Below are 15,811 nucleotides of genomic sequence, written 5' to 3' on the forward strand. Positions count from 1 at the left end.
GCGGTCATCCGGGTGATCTCCGAGGGGCAGGTTGGCAATGCTTGGTCGCGATCCAAACCGAGATGTATTCGCTTTGCAGCATGCTTTCCATTCCGCAGCCTCACTGAATCAACCCCAACCTCAACGCCTTCACCACCGCATGGTGCTTGCTCGAACACCCGAGCTTGCGCGAGGCGCTGTGGGCATGGCGGATGGCCGTGTTTTCCGCGATGCCGAGGATGCGCCCGATCTCCCAGGCGGTCTTGCCTTCCATCGTCCAGCGCAGCACTTCCAGCTCGCGCGCTGACAACGCCACGCCCTTGTGCTGCTCAAGCTCGGGCGGGGCGAGCAGGCGCATCGCCGGCTCCAGCGCATAGGTCGCAAACAGTTGCGCCGCGGCCAGCGCGCGGGTGACTTCGGGCGAGTCGGGCCGGAGCGGGGCTTCGCGGTCGAGACCGAACATCATGTGCCGGCCGTTGGACAGATGGTGCACCACCGCAATTCCCGTGCGGTAGCCGAACTGCGCCTGGTACTCCCAGGCTTCGCCCCGGCCGGCGTGCACGTAGGTGGATTGGTCCCACACCAGTGGCCGGTGGCTGTGCTTGCAGTGCTGGCTGACCGGATCGAGCTTCGCATCATCGAGGTTGGCAAAGCTCTCGCGGTAGGCCGCGGGCGTGTTGTGCACCGAGCGGAACTCGGGCTCGGCACCAGCCTGCTCCACCACCGTGGTGAGCGACACCGTCTGGAACTGCAAACGCTGCGCGAAGCGCACGACGCTCGCCTGCAGCTCGTCTGGTGTCGACACCTCGATCACCGCGAGGTAATCGCCCTGCTGGAAATCCTGATCCATCCCTGCCTGGCCTGAAGGCACTTGTTGTGAGCGGGTCGCCTGCGACCGCTGCGACCTGCCACAGATTACACCTGTCATGTCTGACAGCTGGCAGGGTTGACAGCTGCGAAGGCACCGGCTTGTGCGCACCATGCCCCCCACTCCAACAACCGCCGGACTCTCATGCTGCGCCCACTGTCCAAACCTCCATCCAACGCCGCGCCCGCATGGATCGTGTGTGCGTGGCCGCCCGTCACCTGCCCCATCACGCAGGCCCCGCAACTCAACTTCGTGCACCTCGGAACCCGCGTGCTCAGACCAGGCGACGCCGACAGCCCCACCACCGGCCAGACGCTGTGGGGCGGCCCATCAGGCGAAGGCGCGGCCGGCGTGGCCTGGGACTGGGTCGAGATCCAGGAGGGCGTGGTCGCGATGGCCGACCCCTTCGGGCTCGTCACCAACCTTCAGTTCGTCGGCGCCAAAGGCAAGGTGCTCACCGGCTTCGAGGCCACGCTGTGCCTGAACGAGCTGGTGCACGCCCTGCCCTGGCAGAGCGAGGTGCAACGCGCGCTGGAGCGGGTCGAGCACTGAGGAAAGAAGAAAGAAGACCAGGCCACCGCACGGGCACGGGTGGCCTGGGAAACACCCCGGTAGGTGCAGGTTGCGCGAGCAACCCGTTGGAGACCCGATGCGGATCGTGGTGCAGCCCGGCAAGCGGTGAGCCGGGCCGATGGAATGCCGACGTGGCCAGACCCTCGGGCCCGTGCGTGGCGGCCGCCGGTGCCGGCAGGCCTCACGCGTCCCTTGTGTCCTCCCTGGCGCGGGAGCCTGTCCACGCCGGCCCCTCTCTCGTGGAGCAGGGATCCATGCGGTTGCCCAGTGGCAACACCCGCAAGGCTACGCAGCGGCGCCCAGGCCGCCAATGCCAAGAACTTGTCATTGACGCGCCGGTGCTTGCGCGGGCAGCACCATCTCGATGTGCGGGATGCCGTCTTCCAGGTAGTCCTCGCCCACCGCCTCGAAGCCGAAGCTGCCGTAGAAGCGCCGCAGGTACGACTGCGCCGAGATGCGATTGCCCAAACCCGGAAACCTCTCGGCCGAGAGCCGCAGCACCCGCGCCACCAGCTCGCGGCCGAGCCCGCTGCCACGGCCCGCGGCGGTGGTGACCACGCGGCCTATCGACGGCTCGGCGTACTTCACGCCCGGGTCCACCAGCCGCGCACAGGCCAGCGGCAACTCGTGGCCCGCAGCCCACGCGGCAATGTGAAACGACTGCTCATCGGCCTTGTCGGCGTCCAGGTAAAGACTGTTCTGCTCGATGGCAAACACCGTCTGCCGCGCACGGTACAGGCGCGCCAGTTCGAGGGGCGAGAGATCTTCCAGGCGCGCGATGCGCCACGTGAGGCTCAGGGATGCAACGGGCTGATTCATGTGCCCATCATGCGCATACTCGGGCCCCATTTCAAAAGAGGAGGTTTCCGATGCGCCGCATCCTGCTCGCCCTGGCCGTGGTCGTCGCCGCACTCGCGGCCTACCTGCTGATGTGGCCGGTGCCGGTGCAGCCGGTCGCGTGGGCAGTGCAGGCCTCGCCGGGCTACACCGGCGTGCACACGGCCAACACCCGCCTGGCCGGCCTGCAGACCGTCGACCTCGGCAGCCATCGTGGCCCGGAGCACATCGTGCTGCGCAACGGCTGGCTCTACATCGCCGTCGAAAGCGGCGCCATCCTGCGCATGCGCCCCGACGGCTCGGGCCGCGAGGTCGTGCTGCAGACGGGCGGCCGCCCGCTCGGCTTCGACTTCGATGCGAATGGCGCGCTCGTCATCGCCGACCCGATGGCCGGCCCGCACGGCGGCCTCTACCGCGCCACCGGAAGTGGCGCCAATGCGAAGCTCGAGCTGCTCACCGACCGCGTCGACAACACGCCCATCGCCTATGCCGACGCCGTGGTGGTCGCCAAGAGCGGCAAGGTCTATTTCACCGACGCCAGCCAGCGCTTCGGCGCCAAGGCCTGGGGCGGCACCTTCAACGCGAGCGTGCTCGACATCGTCGAGCACCAGTCCACCGGCCGCCTGCTCGAATACGACCCGGCCACCCAGACAACGCGCGTGATGCTCGCCGACCTGTGCTTCCCCAACGGCGTGGCGCTGTCGGCCGACGAGCAGCACCTCTTCGTCGCCGAGACCGGCGAGTACCGCATCTGGAAGGTCTCGACCGGCGCCGCCAGGCTGAGCGCCAAAGCCCCGCAGGCCGGCGCCAGCGTGCTGATGGACAACCTGCCCGGCTACCCCGACAACCTGATGCGCGGCCACGACGGCCGTGTGTGGATGGGCCTCGTCAAACCTCGCGGTGCCTTCATCGACAACAGCGCCGGCAAGCCCTGGCTGCGGTCGCTCTCGATGCGCTTGCCCAAGGCCCTGTGGCCGGTGCCGCCGGCCTACGGGCACGTGGTCGCGTTCGATGAATCGGGCAAGGTGCTGCTCGACCTGCAGGACCCATCCGGCACCTACCCCGAGACCACCGCCGTCACCGAGAGCGACGACCGGCTCTACATCCAGAGCCTGCACGCCAAGTCGCTCGGCTGGCTCGACAAGAAGAAAGCCGGATTGGAATAGCCCCCCAGTCGCTGCGCTCCTGCCCCCGGGGGGCGCCACCCTGCGGACCGGCAAAGCCGGATCCGCGGGCGTTGCTTGAGGGGGCACGGCGCTTCGCGCGTGCGAAAGTCAGCGCGAAGGGTCAGCGCACCGCCGCGCCGCGCAGCCGCCTCGCGACGAAGCCGACGCCGATCGCCGTCAGCAGCACGCAGGCGACGACCGGCACCAGCAGCTGCTCGGCGCCGACGCTCTCGCCCTTGAGCACCTTGCTCATCAGCGTCTGCTGCGCAAGCGCCGGCACCCACAGGTGCCAGGGCGCTTCGCCGCTCTGGTTGAAGGTGGTGACGAGCGGCAGCAGCGACACCGCGAGCACCACCCCCGTGCTCGCCGCCTGCGCCTCCTTGAAGGTCTTGCAGCGGATCGCCACCGCCATCAGCAGCGCCGACAGCGCCGCGGCAAACGGCAGCAGCACCGCCAGGAACCACAGCGCCTCGACCAGCCCGAACTGGAACATCGCCTGCAGCGTGTCGCTGCGGAGCAGCCACTGCGCCGGCAGGAAGCCCAGGCAGCTCAGCACCGCGATCAGCATCGCCAGCAGCGACACCGCGGCCCACTTGCCGAGCACCAGCGCGGCACGCGGCGCCGGCGTCATCAGCAGGGGCTCCAGCGAGGCGCGCTCGCGCTCGCCGGCCGTCGTGTCGAGCGCCGCGTTGAGCGCGCCATAGAGCACGGCCATCATGATGAAGAAGGGCAGCATCGCGGTGAGCTGCGCCGCCCGCGCCTGCGTGCTCGCGAGGTCGCGTTCCTGCACCGCCAGCGGCGACAGCAGCTCCGGCGACACGCCGCGCAGCATCAGCCCCACCGAGCCGCGCTCGCGCGCATACGCCTGCAGCAGGCGCGACAAGCGCGCCGCGCTCGCCTGCGAGGGCCGGTTGCCGCTGTCGAGCACCACCTCCACCTGCGGTTGTTCGCCGCGCAGCAGCGCCGCCTCGAACCCCGCCGGCACCACCAGCACCGCCTCGTGCAGCTTGGAGCGGCGCAGCAGGTCTTCGTAGCCGCTCGGCGCCGGCTTCACCGTCATGCTCTGCCGCGCGAGGAAGTTGGCCAGGCCCGGCGCATGCTCCAGGCCCACCGCCACCACCTCGCGCCGCTCGGCGCGTTCCTCGAACGACGCCAGCAGGCTCGACAAGGCCACCAGCACCAGCGGCCCGAGCAGCACCGCCGAGATCAGCACCAGCAACAGCGTGCGCCGGTCGCGCAGTGCGTCGACCAGCTCCTTGCGCATCACCACCAGCGCCAGCGCGACGGCCCTCATGCCACCACCTCCGGAAACGCCAGCTTCACGAACGCCTGCTCGAAGTCGCGCTCGCCGGTCTGCGCCAGCAGCTCGTCGACCGTGCCGTGCGCCACCGTGGCGCCATGCGACACCACCACCACCTCGTCGCACAGCCGCTCCACCTCTTGCATGATGTGGGTCGAGAAGACGATGCACTTCGCCCCGCCCTCGGGCGAGCGCAGCCAGCGCAGCGTCTCGCGCAAGGCGCGGGTGGCCACCACGTCGAGGCCGTTGGTCGGCTCGTCGAGCACGATGTGCCGCGGGTCGTGCACCAGCGCGCGGGCGAGCGCCGTCTTCATGCGCTCGCCCTGGCTGAAGCCTTCGGTGCGGCGGTCGAGCAGCGGCGTCATCTCCAGCATCTGGGCGAGCGACTCGGCGCGCGCATTCGCCGCCTCGCGCCCCATGCCGTGCAGGTGGCCGTGGTAGACGATGTTCTCGCGTGCGCTCAGGCGCGGGTAGAGGCCGCGTGCGTCGCTCAACACCCCCATGCGCGCCTGCGCCGCCTGCGGGTCGCGGGCCACGTCGACGTCTTCCACCATGAGGCGTCCCGCGTCGGGCGTCATCAGGCCGGCGAGCATGCGCAGCGTCGTCGTCTTGCCGGCGCCATTGGGGCCGAGGAGGCCGGTGATGCGGCCGTCGGCGGCGGTGAAGCTCACGTTGCGCACGGCCTGCACCGGCGCACCGCGCTTGAAGCGCCAGCCGCTGTGTGCCGCGGCAAACTGCTTGGCCACGCCCTGCACCTCGATCACTTCAGGCTCCCCACCGGCTGGAACGCCGCCGGCCGCGGCACGCCCTGCACGCAGCGGGTGTCGAGCGCGAGCGCAGCGCTCTCGTCGGCGGCGTCGATGAAACGCGTCAGCAGCTCGGGCGCACAGCCCACGCCCAGCACACCGTGGCCGGCGTTCGGCACCACCACGTGGCGGGCCTTCGGCCCGAGCGCCTGCGCCACCCGCTCGCCATGGCGAGGTGGCGTGGCCGGGTCAAGCCCGCCGCTCAGCAGCAACGCCGCCGCGGGGCTCGTGCCCAACTGATAGAAGGCCGCGGGCAGCTCGCCGCGCGGCCAGTCGGCGCAGGCCTTTTCGTAGAGCACACGCCCGTCGCCGAAGTCCTGCGCCGCAGCCTCAGGCGCTGTAGCGAGCCGCGGCAGGTCTTCGCTGCACACCACCGAGAAGTGCATGCCCATCGCCAGCCCCGAGCCCTTGCGGCCGGTCAGGCTGCTGCCGAGCGTCAGCAGGCCCTGCGGCCGGCCGAGCGTGGCCTCGTGCATCGCCACCGGCAGCGCCTGCACCAGCACCGGCGTGTAGAGCGCACCGCGCACCGCCGACATCGCCATCGCACGCGTCAGCGTGAACGTTTCCGACTGCCCCGTCAGCGGGTGCTGCACCGTCACCGGCTGCGGCAGGCGTGCGAGCCAGGCCGCCCAGCTGGCGCGCAGGCCGGGGTGGTCGCGCCGGCAGGCCGCTTCGGCTTCACAGGCGGCCAGCAGCGCCTCGAACGCGGCCTGCGCATCGCTCGCAAAACTCGCCGGCAACACCATGTCGGGCGGCGCCACGCCGTCGAGCACCAGGCGCCGCACGTGGCGCGGGAACTGGCGCAGGTAGTCGAGCCCGGCGCGCGTGCCGTACGAGACGCCGACGAGGTTCACCTGCGTGGCGCCGATGGCGCGGCGCACGGCGTCGAGGTCCTGCATCGCAATCGGCGTGGTGTAGTGGCGCAGGTCGCCGTGCGGCAGCGCCTGCAGGCGCTCGCGGCACACACGCAGCTGTGCGAGCTGAAGCGCAGGGTCGGACTGCTCGGCCACCGACTGGCGGCGCGGGTCTTCGCACACGAGCGGCGCCGAGCGGCCGGTGCCACGCTGGTCGACGAAGACGATGTCGCGCCGGTTGTTGAGCCGCGCAAAAAGCGGCATCACCTGCCCCGCCAGCGAGATCGCGCTCTGCCCGGGCCCACCGGCCAGCAGCACCACCGGGTCGGACAGCTTGTTGCGCGCGAGCGCCGGCACCACCACGTAGTGCACCGCGATCTGCGGGCCGGTGGCGCGCGAGGGATCGAGCGGACGCTGCACCTGGCCGCACAGCGCCTGATGCGACAAGCCGTCGACACGGCACGGCGCAGGCGTGGCCGCAAGCGCCGGTGCCGCCAGCGTCCACAGCACGACAAGGCCGAGAAGAGAACGCCTCATTGCCCCAGCAGGCGTTTCAGCTCACCGCTCGCGATGAGCTTGTGCAGGTCATTCGCGCCGCCGATCAGCTGGCCTTTCACGAACACCATCGGAAACGTCGGCCAGCCGGTCCACATCTTCAGCGCATTGCGCCGCCGCCACTGGCTGAAGTAGCCGCCGAATTCGAGGTACTGGTAGGGCACGCCGGCCGCATCGAGGGCCTGCCGTGCGCGCCGCGCCGGGATGTTGAGCGCCATGCCGACCACCAGCACCGGGTGCGACGCCGCGGCCGAGCGCACGTTGTGCACGATGTCGGCGTGCAGGTTGGCCACCTTGTCGCGGATGGCCGGGTGCACCTGGGACTCGTCGAGGATGGGACGCGGCATCGGGGCTCCGTGGAAACAACGAAGCCGCGAGCTTAGCCTTTCAACTCATCCCTTCAACTCGCTCCAGCGGTCGTGGCGCTCGCGCCGCTCGGCGCGGTAGTTGGTGATCTCCAGCCGCACGCCGTCGGGGTCGGTGAAGAAGGTGGCCCAGTAGTCGGGCGCATAACCGGGGTGCAGGTGCGCTTCGCTGGCGTCGATGCCGGCGGCGCGCAAGGCCTTCGAGGCGGCCACCACGTCGTCGACCGACTCCACCCGCAGGCAGAAATGGTGCAGGCCCGGCGCATACGGGTCGTGGGCCGCCGCGCTGCGCGCCGGCCGCAGCACGTAGCCGAAGTGGCGGTTGTAGTACTGCACATGGCGGTCGCCGCCGATCTCGAAGCTGTTGCTGCGAAAGCCGAGCACCTCGCACATCACCGTGTCGTAGAAGGCCTTCGAGCGCGCCAGGTCGGAGACGGTGATGTAGATGTGGTCGATGCCGGTGACCTCGGGCATGGGCAGCCTTTCCTTGATTCTGTGTCTACGCGGCGAGCGTGCCGCGCTGGAAGTCTGCCATCGCCTGGTGGATCTCGGCCGGCGTGTTCATCACGAAGGGCCCGTACTGCACGATCGGCTCGTGGAGCGGCTGGCCGGCGATGACGAGCAGCTTCGCATCGGCGCCCTGCGCTGTCACCCGCACACCATCGGCGCCGGGGTCGTTGGCGAGGATGGCCATGCGCTCGCGGTCGACACGCGTGCCCTCGATCTCGACCGCACCGCCGTACACGTAGACAAAGGCGTTGTGGCCGGCCGGGATCGGCTGCGCGAACGAGGTGCCCGCCGGCAGCGCGACGTCGAGGTAGAGCGGCTCGGTCGTCGGGCGGGTGACGGCACCGGTCACCCCGTGGCTGACGCCGGCGATCACGCGCACCGTCACACCCCCGTCGAGGGTGAAGACCGGCACGTCGGCCGGCGGCACGTCGCGGTACATCGGTGGGCTCATCTTGTCCTTCGCGGGCAGGTTGACCCAAAGCTGGAAGCCGGCCATGCGGCCCTCTTCCTGCTCGGGCATCTCGGAGTGGATGATCCCGCGCCCGGCGGTCATCCACTGCACGCTGCCGGGTTCGAGCAGGCCGACGTTGCCCACGCTGTCTTGATGGCGCATGCGGCCTTCGAGCATCACCGTCACCGTCTCGAAACCGCGGTGCGGGTGGCTCGGGAAGCCGCCGATGTAGTCGGACGCGCTGTCGCTGCCGAAGGCATCGAGCATGAGAAACGGGTCGAGCCGGCGCTGCAGCGGCTGCGTCAGCACGCGGGTGAGTTTCACGCCGTCGCCGTCGGAGGTGGGCTGGCCCTGCACCAGCCGCTCGACGCGGCGCGAGGTGGCGACTGAAAGCACGGTGGGGGTGGAGGTGGTGTTCATGGGGATCACTCTAGGCCTCGCCAAAACCCGCGGGCTCAAGACTTTTTGCACACAGCGCTCAAACGATGTGGAGTTGCCCTACTCGCCATGCACCGACAACCGGCGTACGCTGCGCCCCAGATTGCTTATGCAAAGCAACTAATTCGGCGCACGACGCCGACCCTTCGGCAAAGGACGACGACATGCAACGCAGACACTTCCTGGCCGCCGGCACCCTGGCCAGCCTGGGCGTTCCCGCCTGGGCCCAGGGCACCAGCGAGATCGTGCTCGGCAACAGCGCCATCCTCGGCGGCCCGCTGGGGGCACCGATCAAGACCATGCTGGCCGGCGCCGACCTCGCCTTCCAGGCGGCCAATGCGCAAGGCGGCGTCAACGGCCGCAAGCTGCGGGTGGTGTCGCTGGACGACGAGCTGAAACCCGACAAGGCCGTCGCCAACTACAAGAAACTTCTGACCGATCACAAAGCCTTCGCCTTCTTCGCCTGCGTGGGCTCGGGCACCACGGCGGCGGCGAGCCAGGTGCTGAAGGAAAGCGGCGCTCCGCTCGTCGGCGGCTACGCGGTGGCCGACTCGGCGCGCGACAAGGCACAAGGCTCGGCCTACTTCGTGCGCGCCACCACCGGGCGCGAGGCCGAGGTGCTGATCCAGCAGCTGCAGACCATCGGCATCACCAAGATCGCGGTGGCCCACCTCGACAACCCCGGCGGCGTGGAAGCGCTGCGCCTGGTCGAGAAGGCGCTCGCCGCGCACCAGCTGAAGCCCGTGGCCTCATCCAGCATGAAGGGCGACGCGACCGATGCCGCCGCCGTGGCCGGCACGCTGATGGCCGGCGAGCCACAGGCCATCCTCATGTACCTCGGCGGCACGCTGGGCGGCGAGCTGATGAAGGCGGTGTGGGCGCGTGGCCAGCAGCCGTCGTTCTACGGCATGTCGCTGGTGCCGGGCGACGTGATCGCCAAGGTGGTGGGCGAGAAGACCCGCGGCCTGGCGATCTCGCAGGTCATGCCCTATCCGTGGAACGAGGTCGACCCGACGGTCAAGGAATACCGGCGGCTGGCCACCGCCGCCAAGGTGCCGGTCGGCTACTACAGCTTCGAGGGCTACGTGAACGCGCTCGTGATGCTCGATGCGCTCAAGCGCCTGGGCCGCGACCTCAACCGCCAAAAGCTGCACAGCGCGCTCGCCGCGACCAAGCTTCGGGTCTCCGGCATGGACGTCCACTTCAGCGGCGGCAGCCACACCGGCTCGCGTTTCGTGGAGCTGGTGCAGGTCACGCGCGACGGCCGCTTCGTGAGATGACAGCCCCTCGCCCGATGGGTACATCGGGCGATCCCCCGCGGGGATGCGGGCCGGCTTGGGAGCGGCCCGGCGCTCGGCCCGCCCGCCCCTCGCCCGCTGCAAGGTCGTGGTGAAAGCGGTGTAATGACCGCCCCCTCATCCACGACATCAGGAGGACCATGAAGCTCTATTACAGCCCCGGCGCCTGTTCGCTCTCCGTCCACATCACCCTGCGCGAAGCGGGCCTGCCCTTCGACCTGGTGCTGGCCAGCACCAAGACTCACAAGCTGCAAGACGGCACCGACTACTACGTGATCAACCCCAAGGGCTACGTGCCGCTGCTCGAGCTCGACAACGGCGAGCGCCTGACCGAGGTGGCCGCCATCCAGCAGTACGTGGCCGACCAGGTGCCCGAGAAGAACCTGGCGCCGGCCTGGGGCACGATGGCCCGCTACCGCCTGCAGGAGTGGCTGACCTTCACCGGCACCGAGCTGCACAAGGCCTACAGCCCGCTCTTCAGCCCCGGCAGCAGCGACGAGATCAAGAACGCCGCCAAGAGCCGCATCAACGGCCGCCTGGCCTACGTCAATGACCAGCTCGCCGGCAAGTCCTACCTGCTGGGCGAGGCGTTCAGCGTGGCCGACACCTACCTCTACGTGGTGGCGAACTGGTCGCGACACGTGGGCGTCGACCTCACGCCCTTCCCCCACCTCACGGCCTTCATCGCGCGCATGTCGGCACGCCCGGCGGTGCAGGCCGCGCTCAAGGCCGAAGGGCTGCTCAAGTGAAGCACGCACTGGAGCACGCACCATGTTGATGCTCCCGCTGCTGGTGGCCGCAACTGCCGCCACCGGCACCGCCCCGGCCACGCCCGCACCGGGCCACTACGACGCGCAGATGTGCGTCACCCTCAATGCCAACGCACCGACCTGCGGCCCGCTGCAGGCACACATCGACGCGGACGGCACGCTCACGCTGCGCGTCGACGACATCCGCTACGTGCTGAGCTTCGAGCAGGGCCTGATGGTCGGCATCACGATGCACGGCAACATGCAGATCGCCGAGTTCCTCTCCAGCTACCGCTGGGCCGGCCACACGCTGCTCTTCGGTGACCGCAGCCGCCATGCGCAGTACGAGGTGCAGCTGAAAACGCGAGCGGCCCCACCCTGACGCCGTGATCGAGAACGCGGCCTGCGCCCGGCGGCGGCCTTGTCCTACAGGCCGCGGCAAGGCCTGACGGTAAAAAACCGGGCATGTCCCGGAACCCGCCCGATCGAACCACGCCCGACCTCGCCTTCAAGGTGATGACGGTGAACACCCACAAGGGTTTCACCTTCTTCAACCGCAAGTTCATCCTGCACGAACTGCGCGAGGCCGTGCGCTCGGTGGGGGCCGACGTGGTCTTCCTGCAGGAAGTGCAGGGCGCGCACGAGAAACACCCGTCGAAGTTCCTCAACTTCCCGCAGGACCCGCACTACGAATTCCTGGCCGACGAGATCTGGCCGGAGTTCGCCTACGGCCGCAACGCCGTCTACCCGCACGGCCACCACGGCAATGCGGTGCTGTCGAAATTCCCGATCGAGCACTACCGCAACCACGACGTCTCGATCGCCGGCCCCGAGCGACGCGGCCTGCTGCACTGCGTGCTGCGCGTGCCCACGCACGACCTGAAGCTGCATGCCATTTGCGTGCACCTGGGCCTGAAGGAGTCACACCGCAAGCGCCAGCTCGACCTTCTGTGCAAGCTCGTGCAGACCGAAGTGCCGGCCGACGCGCCGCTGGTCGTGGCCGGTGATTTCAACGACTGGCGCCACCGCGCCAACCCCATCCTCGAGCGCAGCTGCGGCCTGCGCGAAGTGTTCGTGCATGCGCATGGCGAACACGTGCGCACTTTCCCCGCCCGCTGGCCGGTGCTCGCGCTCGACCGCATCTACGTGCGCCATGCCCGCATCCACTCGCCGGTGGTGCTGCCGCGCCGGCCGTGGTCACATCTGTCGGACCACGCGCCGCTCGTCGCGGAGATCTCCCTGTGATGTCCCGACACACCGAACGCGCCCACTGGCAGCCGGGCAACGACTTCACGCTGCTGGAGAACGGCGAAGCCTTCTTCCCCGCAGTGTTCGAGGCCATCGCCCAGGCGACGCACGAGGTCATCCTCGAAACCTTCATCCTCTTCGAAGACAAGGTCGGCCTCGCGCTGCACCAGGTGCTGGTCGAGGCCGCCCGGCGCGGCTTGCAGGTCGACTTGCTGGTCGACGGCTTCGGCTCGCCCGACCTGTCGGAGCGTTTCATCGGCGAGCTGACCGCGGCCGGCGTGCGCCTGCGGGTGTTCGATCCGCAGAAGCCGCTCTTCGGCATCCGCGCCAACGTGCTGCGCCGCATGCACCGCAAGATCGTCGTGGTCGACGGTGAGCTGGCGTTCGTGGGCGGCATCAACTACTCGGCCGACCACCTGCTCGACTTCGGCCCCGAGGCCAAGCAGGACTACTCGGTGCGGGTGCGCGGCCCGGTCGTGGCCGACATCCACCGCTTCGTGCGCGCCGCCATCAAGGAGCCGCACGGGCCGCGGCGCTGGTGGTTCCAGCGCCGGCCCGCGCCCCCCCGCAGCGCACAGCCGCATGCCGGCACCGCGCACGCCCTCTTTGTCACCCGCGACAACCACGACCACCGCGACGACATCGAGCGCCTCTACCGCGTGGCCATCCGCTCGGCGAAAAAGCGCGTGTGGATCGCCAACGCGTATTTCTTCCCCGGCTACCGGCTGCTGCGCGAGCTGCGCCGGGCCGCACGCCGCGGCGTCGACGTGCGCCTCATCCTGCAAGGCACGCCCGACATGCCGATCGTGAAGTTCGGCGCCGAGCTGCTGCACGACCACCTGCTGCGCGCCGGCGTAAAGATCTACGAGTACTGCCAGCGCCCGTTCCACGGCAAGGTGGCGCTGGCCGATGATGAATGGGCGACCGTCGGGTCGAGCAACCTCGACCCGCTGAGCCTCGCGCTCAACCTCGAAGCCAACGTCGTCATCCGCGACCGCGCCTTCAACCAGCAGCTGGCCGAGCGGCTGGACAAGCTCGTCTGCGAAAGCTGCCGCGAGGTGGCGGCCGAAGGCGACGGCAAGCCGACGGCCTGGCAGGTGGTGCGCAGCTTCGTCGTCTTCCACGTGCTGCGCCGCTTCCCCTACTGGGCCAGCTGGCTGCCGCGGCACACCCCGGCCCTCGTGAACGCGCATGGCGACGAACCCGCCAAGCCGCCGCAGGTCCACCATGGCCTCTGAACTCACGCACCCCCGCGCGACGCCGCGCGTGCCGCTCACGCGCCGCGCCTGGTGGCCGGCGGCCAAACGCACGGCGTCGGCGCTCTTCTTCGCGGGCGTGCTGTGGCTGATCGTGCGCCATGCCCGCACGGTGGAGTGGGGCGAGGTGCTCGGCTCGATCGCCGACTACCCGGCCACGACCCTCGCCGGCGCGGCCCTGCTCGCGATCACGAGCCATGCGCTCTATGCCACCTTCGACCTGCTCAGCCGGCGCTACGCGGGCCACGACCTGCCCACACCGCGAGTGCTCGCCACCACCTTCATCAGCTACGCCTTCAACCTCAACTTCGGCGCGCTGGTGGGGGGCCTCGCCTTCCGCATCAGGCTCTACACCCGCCAGGGGCTCGACGCGGCCACGATCTCGCGGGTGTATGGCTTCAGCATGCTGACCAACTGGCTGGGCTACGGCGTGCTCGCCGGCGTGGTGTGCCTGCTGCAGCCGATCGAGGTGCCCGCCGAATGGTCGATCGGCGGCGGCGCGCTGCGTGTGCTGGGTGCGGTGCTGTTCGCGCTGCCGCTTGGCTACGTGGGCCTGTGCTTCTTCTCGCCGCGGCGCACGCTCACCGTGCGCGGCCACGAACTGCACCTGCCCTCGGGCCGCATGGCACTGCTGCAGCTCGTGATGTCGACCGCCAACTGGGCGCTGATCGGCGCCACCGTCTACCTGCTGCTGCAGGCCCACGTGGGCTACCCCGCCGCGCTCGCCGCGCTGCTGGCCGCCGCGGTGGCTGGCGTGGCCACCCATGTGCCGGCGGGGCTGGGCGTGCTCGAAGCGGTGTTCATCGCACTGCTCTCGCCGCCCGTGGCGCAGAGCCCGCTGCTGGCCGCGCTGCTCGTCTACCGCGCGGTGTACTACCTGGTGCCGCTGGCGCTCGCCGCCCTGCTCTACCTCGGCTTCGAAGTTCTCAGGCTGAGGGCAGCTTCGGCTTGACGGACAGGATGCCGCGGCAGGTGTCGCGCTGCGCATCGGCCTCGGGCACGGCGGCGCACAGGGCGTCGAGTTCGGCCTGCAGCCGCTTCATCGCATCGGCATGGCCCGGTGTCTTCTGCCAGGCCGCCAACGTGCTGCCCACCCGCTGCAGCGACCGTGCGCTGCGCTCGTAGAACGCATTCGGCTGCCCGGCCGCCTCACGCAGCACCTGCAGCACCGCGGCCTCGATGCGCTGCTCGTCCTGCGGCGCCAGCTCGACCAGCGTGGCCACGTGGCTCGCGCCCCACTGCAGGCGTGTCGCCGGCCCTTCGCTGCGGCGCCACGCCTCTTCGCTCCAGCGCAGCGCCTCGGCGGTGTCGCCGCGCTTCTTCGCGTTGCTCGCCAGGCCCGACATCAGGTAATAGGGCGAATGGCTGCGCGCGAGGTTGGCCTTGAGCAGCGCGTCCGAGTCGGGGCCGGCGCCCGCCTCGCGCAGCAGGTAGGCCGCGGCGGTGATGACGGCCTGGCGCTCGTAGCCGTCGGTCGTCTCGCGGTCCAGGCGCGTGACCTGCTCGCGGATGTCGCTCAGCAGCGCCGGCGGCACACCCGACGGCGTGCCCTTGGCGGCGCCGAGCCGCGCCAGCTGCACCCGCGCGATCGAGGCCCCCACACGATCGGCCCGCGAGAGCGTCATGTCGTTGGCGAGGCCCGCCAGGGCGGCATCGAAGGTGTCGACGAGCGAGGCCCGGTCGCGCGAGCCGGCCGGTGGTGCGAAGGCCTTCGCCAAGGCCTCGGCGTGGTTGGCCAGCACGTCCATGTGCACCCGCGAAGCTTCGGCGCTGCGCAGCACCGCGAGGAAACGCTCGCGTGCCCGCGCGTCGGGCGGCGGCACCGCACCGGCCGCCCAGGCCTTGAGGAAGAGGCGCGTGCCCGCGTCGGCCTGCTCCGGCGGGCAGGCCGCGGCAAGAGCCCGCAGCGTGGCCGGCAGCTCCTTCGGCGGCAGCACCTGGGTCTGCTCGTCGCTCGCGTCGGCCTCCCAGGCATAGAAGGCGAGCAGCTTCCATTCGTTGGCGCTCAAGGCCCGGCCGGCGCGTGCATCGGCCAGCACCGCCTTCACCGGCCGCTGCATCGCGAGGCCCAGCGTCAGCACCTGCGTGATCTGCTGTGCGTCGACCTCGCCCGGCAGGCGGGTCATCTCCTGCCCGGCGGGGCTCAGCAGCACCAGCGTCGGGTAGCCGCGCACCTTGAAACGCGCGCCGAGCTTCTGCGCGCCGGGGCGGTCTCCGTCGATGTAGACCGGCACGAAGGCGCGGGTGCGCTCGATGAAGTCCTGCCGGTTGAAGAGCGTGGCCTTGAGCTGGTTGCACGGCGGGCACCACTCGGCGCCCCAGTACAAGAGCACTGGCTTGTGCAGCTCGCGCGCCTGCGCGAACGCCGCGTCGACCTCGGCATCGGTGCTCGCCGACAGCCAGGCGATGCCCTTGGCCGCCGTGCCGCCGATCGGCGCCGGCACGACCAGGGCCGGCGTGCTGGCGGCCGTTTTGACCCGCACGGCGGGCTCGGGCCGCTGGCACGCCGCCAGGGCAGACAGGGCAATGCAGGACAGGCAGCGCAGCAACATGAGCGC

The 15,811-nt window shown here is 70.1% G+C and carries 17 protein-coding genes; 8 read left to right on the forward strand and 9 right to left on the reverse strand.

Translation table 11 applies throughout. The features are described from left to right. Window positions 1-100 precede the first annotated feature (100 nt). Window positions 101-829, reverse strand: a complete 729-nt coding sequence (locus LRS03_RS17450) for a helix-turn-helix transcriptional regulator (RefSeq protein WP_257827043.1) — start codon at window positions 827-829, stop codon at window positions 101-103. Between the two features lie 162 nt (window positions 830-991). On the opposite strand from LRS03_RS17450, the gene LRS03_RS17455 reads away from it, so the two are divergent. Further along, window positions 992-1,399, forward strand: a complete 408-nt coding sequence (locus LRS03_RS17455; RefSeq protein WP_257827045.1) for a DUF4902 domain-containing protein — start codon at window positions 992-994, stop codon at window positions 1,397-1,399. 345 nt (window positions 1,400-1,744) lie between these two features. Here LRS03_RS17455 and LRS03_RS17460 read toward each other — a convergent pair whose 3' ends face one another. Then, a complete protein-coding gene (locus tag LRS03_RS17460) occupies window positions 1,745-2,239 on the reverse strand; it encodes a GNAT family N-acetyltransferase (RefSeq protein WP_257827047.1) in 495 nt (164 codons plus the stop codon). Window positions 2,240-2,289: 50 nt separating this feature from the next. On the opposite strand from LRS03_RS17460, the gene LRS03_RS17465 reads away from it, so the two are divergent. Beyond that, window positions 2,290-3,423 carry an SMP-30/gluconolactonase/LRE family protein gene (locus LRS03_RS17465; RefSeq protein ID WP_257827050.1) on the forward strand — a complete coding sequence of 378 codons (1,134 nt, stop codon included), beginning with the start codon at window positions 2,290-2,292 and terminating at the stop codon, window positions 3,421-3,423. Window positions 3,424-3,544: 121 nt separating this feature from the next. Here the strand turns inward: LRS03_RS17465 and LRS03_RS17470 are convergent, their stop codons facing one another. Genes LRS03_RS17470 through LRS03_RS17495 form a run of 6 tightly spaced genes read right to left on the reverse strand, consistent with a single transcriptional unit; the run spans window position 3,545 to window position 8,684 of the window. After that, a complete protein-coding gene (locus LRS03_RS17470; RefSeq protein WP_257827052.1) occupies window positions 3,545-4,717 on the reverse strand; it encodes an ABC transporter permease in 1,173 nt (390 codons plus the stop codon). Further along, on the reverse strand, window positions 4,714-5,487 hold the full coding sequence (locus tag LRS03_RS17475) for an ABC transporter ATP-binding protein (RefSeq protein ID WP_257827054.1): 774 nt from the start codon (window positions 5,485-5,487) through the stop codon (window positions 4,714-4,716). The genes LRS03_RS17470 and LRS03_RS17475 overlap by 4 nt, the downstream gene beginning before the upstream one ends. After that, window positions 5,484-6,920 carry an alpha/beta hydrolase gene (locus LRS03_RS17480; RefSeq protein ID WP_257827056.1) on the reverse strand — a complete coding sequence of 479 codons (1,437 nt, stop codon included), beginning with the start codon at window positions 6,918-6,920 and terminating at the stop codon, window positions 5,484-5,486. The genes LRS03_RS17475 and LRS03_RS17480 overlap by 4 nt, the downstream gene beginning before the upstream one ends. Beyond that, complete coding sequence (locus tag LRS03_RS17485; RefSeq protein WP_257827059.1) at window positions 6,917-7,285, reverse strand: glutaredoxin domain-containing protein; 369 nt, start codon at window positions 7,283-7,285, stop codon at window positions 6,917-6,919. The genes LRS03_RS17480 and LRS03_RS17485 overlap by 4 nt, the downstream gene beginning before the upstream one ends. A 45-nt stretch (window positions 7,286-7,330) precedes the next feature. Beyond that, complete coding sequence (locus LRS03_RS17490) at window positions 7,331-7,777, reverse strand: VOC family protein (protein ID WP_257827061.1); 447 nt, start codon at window positions 7,775-7,777, stop codon at window positions 7,331-7,333. A 25-nt stretch (window positions 7,778-7,802) separates the two neighbouring features. Further along, the gene (locus tag LRS03_RS17495) at window positions 7,803-8,684 is read right to left on the reverse strand and encodes a pirin family protein (RefSeq protein ID WP_257827063.1); all 882 of its coding nucleotides are present in this window, start codon (window positions 8,682-8,684) and stop codon (window positions 7,803-7,805) included. Between the two features lie 182 nt (window positions 8,685-8,866). Here LRS03_RS17495 and LRS03_RS17500 point away from each other — a divergent pair, with 182 nt between their 5' ends. The 6 genes from LRS03_RS17500 to LRS03_RS17525 all read left to right on the forward strand — a co-directional run bounded on the left by LRS03_RS17500 (window position 8,867) and on the right by LRS03_RS17525 (window position 14,205). Next, window positions 8,867-9,982, forward strand: coding sequence for an ABC transporter substrate-binding protein (locus LRS03_RS17500; protein WP_257827065.1), 1,116 nt, complete (start codon window positions 8,867-8,869; stop codon window positions 9,980-9,982). Window positions 9,983-10,140: 158 nt separating this feature from the next. Then, entirely contained in the window at window positions 10,141-10,749 is a 609-nt protein-coding gene (gene gstA, locus LRS03_RS17505; RefSeq protein WP_257827067.1) for a glutathione transferase GstA, read from the forward strand. A 22-nt stretch (window positions 10,750-10,771) separates the two neighbouring features. Beyond that, window positions 10,772-11,131 (forward strand): hypothetical protein, encoded by a 360-nt coding sequence (locus LRS03_RS17510; protein ID WP_257827069.1) that lies wholly within the window; start codon window positions 10,772-10,774, stop codon window positions 11,129-11,131. A gap of 83 nt (window positions 11,132-11,214) precedes the next feature. Continuing rightward, window positions 11,215-11,994, forward strand: a complete 780-nt coding sequence (locus LRS03_RS17515; RefSeq protein WP_257827071.1) for an endonuclease/exonuclease/phosphatase family protein — start codon at window positions 11,215-11,217, stop codon at window positions 11,992-11,994. Further along, entirely contained in the window at window positions 11,994-13,235 is a 1,242-nt protein-coding gene (gene clsB / locus LRS03_RS17520) for a cardiolipin synthase ClsB (RefSeq protein ID WP_257827073.1), read from the forward strand. The genes LRS03_RS17515 and clsB overlap by 1 nt, the downstream gene beginning before the upstream one ends. Further along, window positions 13,225-14,205, forward strand: a complete 981-nt coding sequence (locus LRS03_RS17525) for a lysylphosphatidylglycerol synthase domain-containing protein (protein ID WP_257827076.1) — start codon at window positions 13,225-13,227, stop codon at window positions 14,203-14,205. Before clsB ends, LRS03_RS17525 begins: the two co-directional genes overlap by 11 nt. On the opposite strand, the gene LRS03_RS17530 is transcribed toward LRS03_RS17525, so the two are convergent. Then, window positions 14,180-15,805 (reverse strand): thioredoxin family protein, encoded by a 1,626-nt coding sequence (locus tag LRS03_RS17530; RefSeq protein ID WP_257827078.1) that lies wholly within the window; start codon window positions 15,803-15,805, stop codon window positions 14,180-14,182. The genes LRS03_RS17525 and LRS03_RS17530 overlap by 26 nt on opposite strands. Between the last annotated feature and the right edge of the window lie 6 nt (window positions 15,806-15,811).

The sequence above is a fragment of the Rhizobacter sp. J219 genome (assembly GCF_024700055.1).
Lineage (GTDB): Bacteria > Pseudomonadota > Gammaproteobacteria > Burkholderiales > Burkholderiaceae_C > Rhizobacter.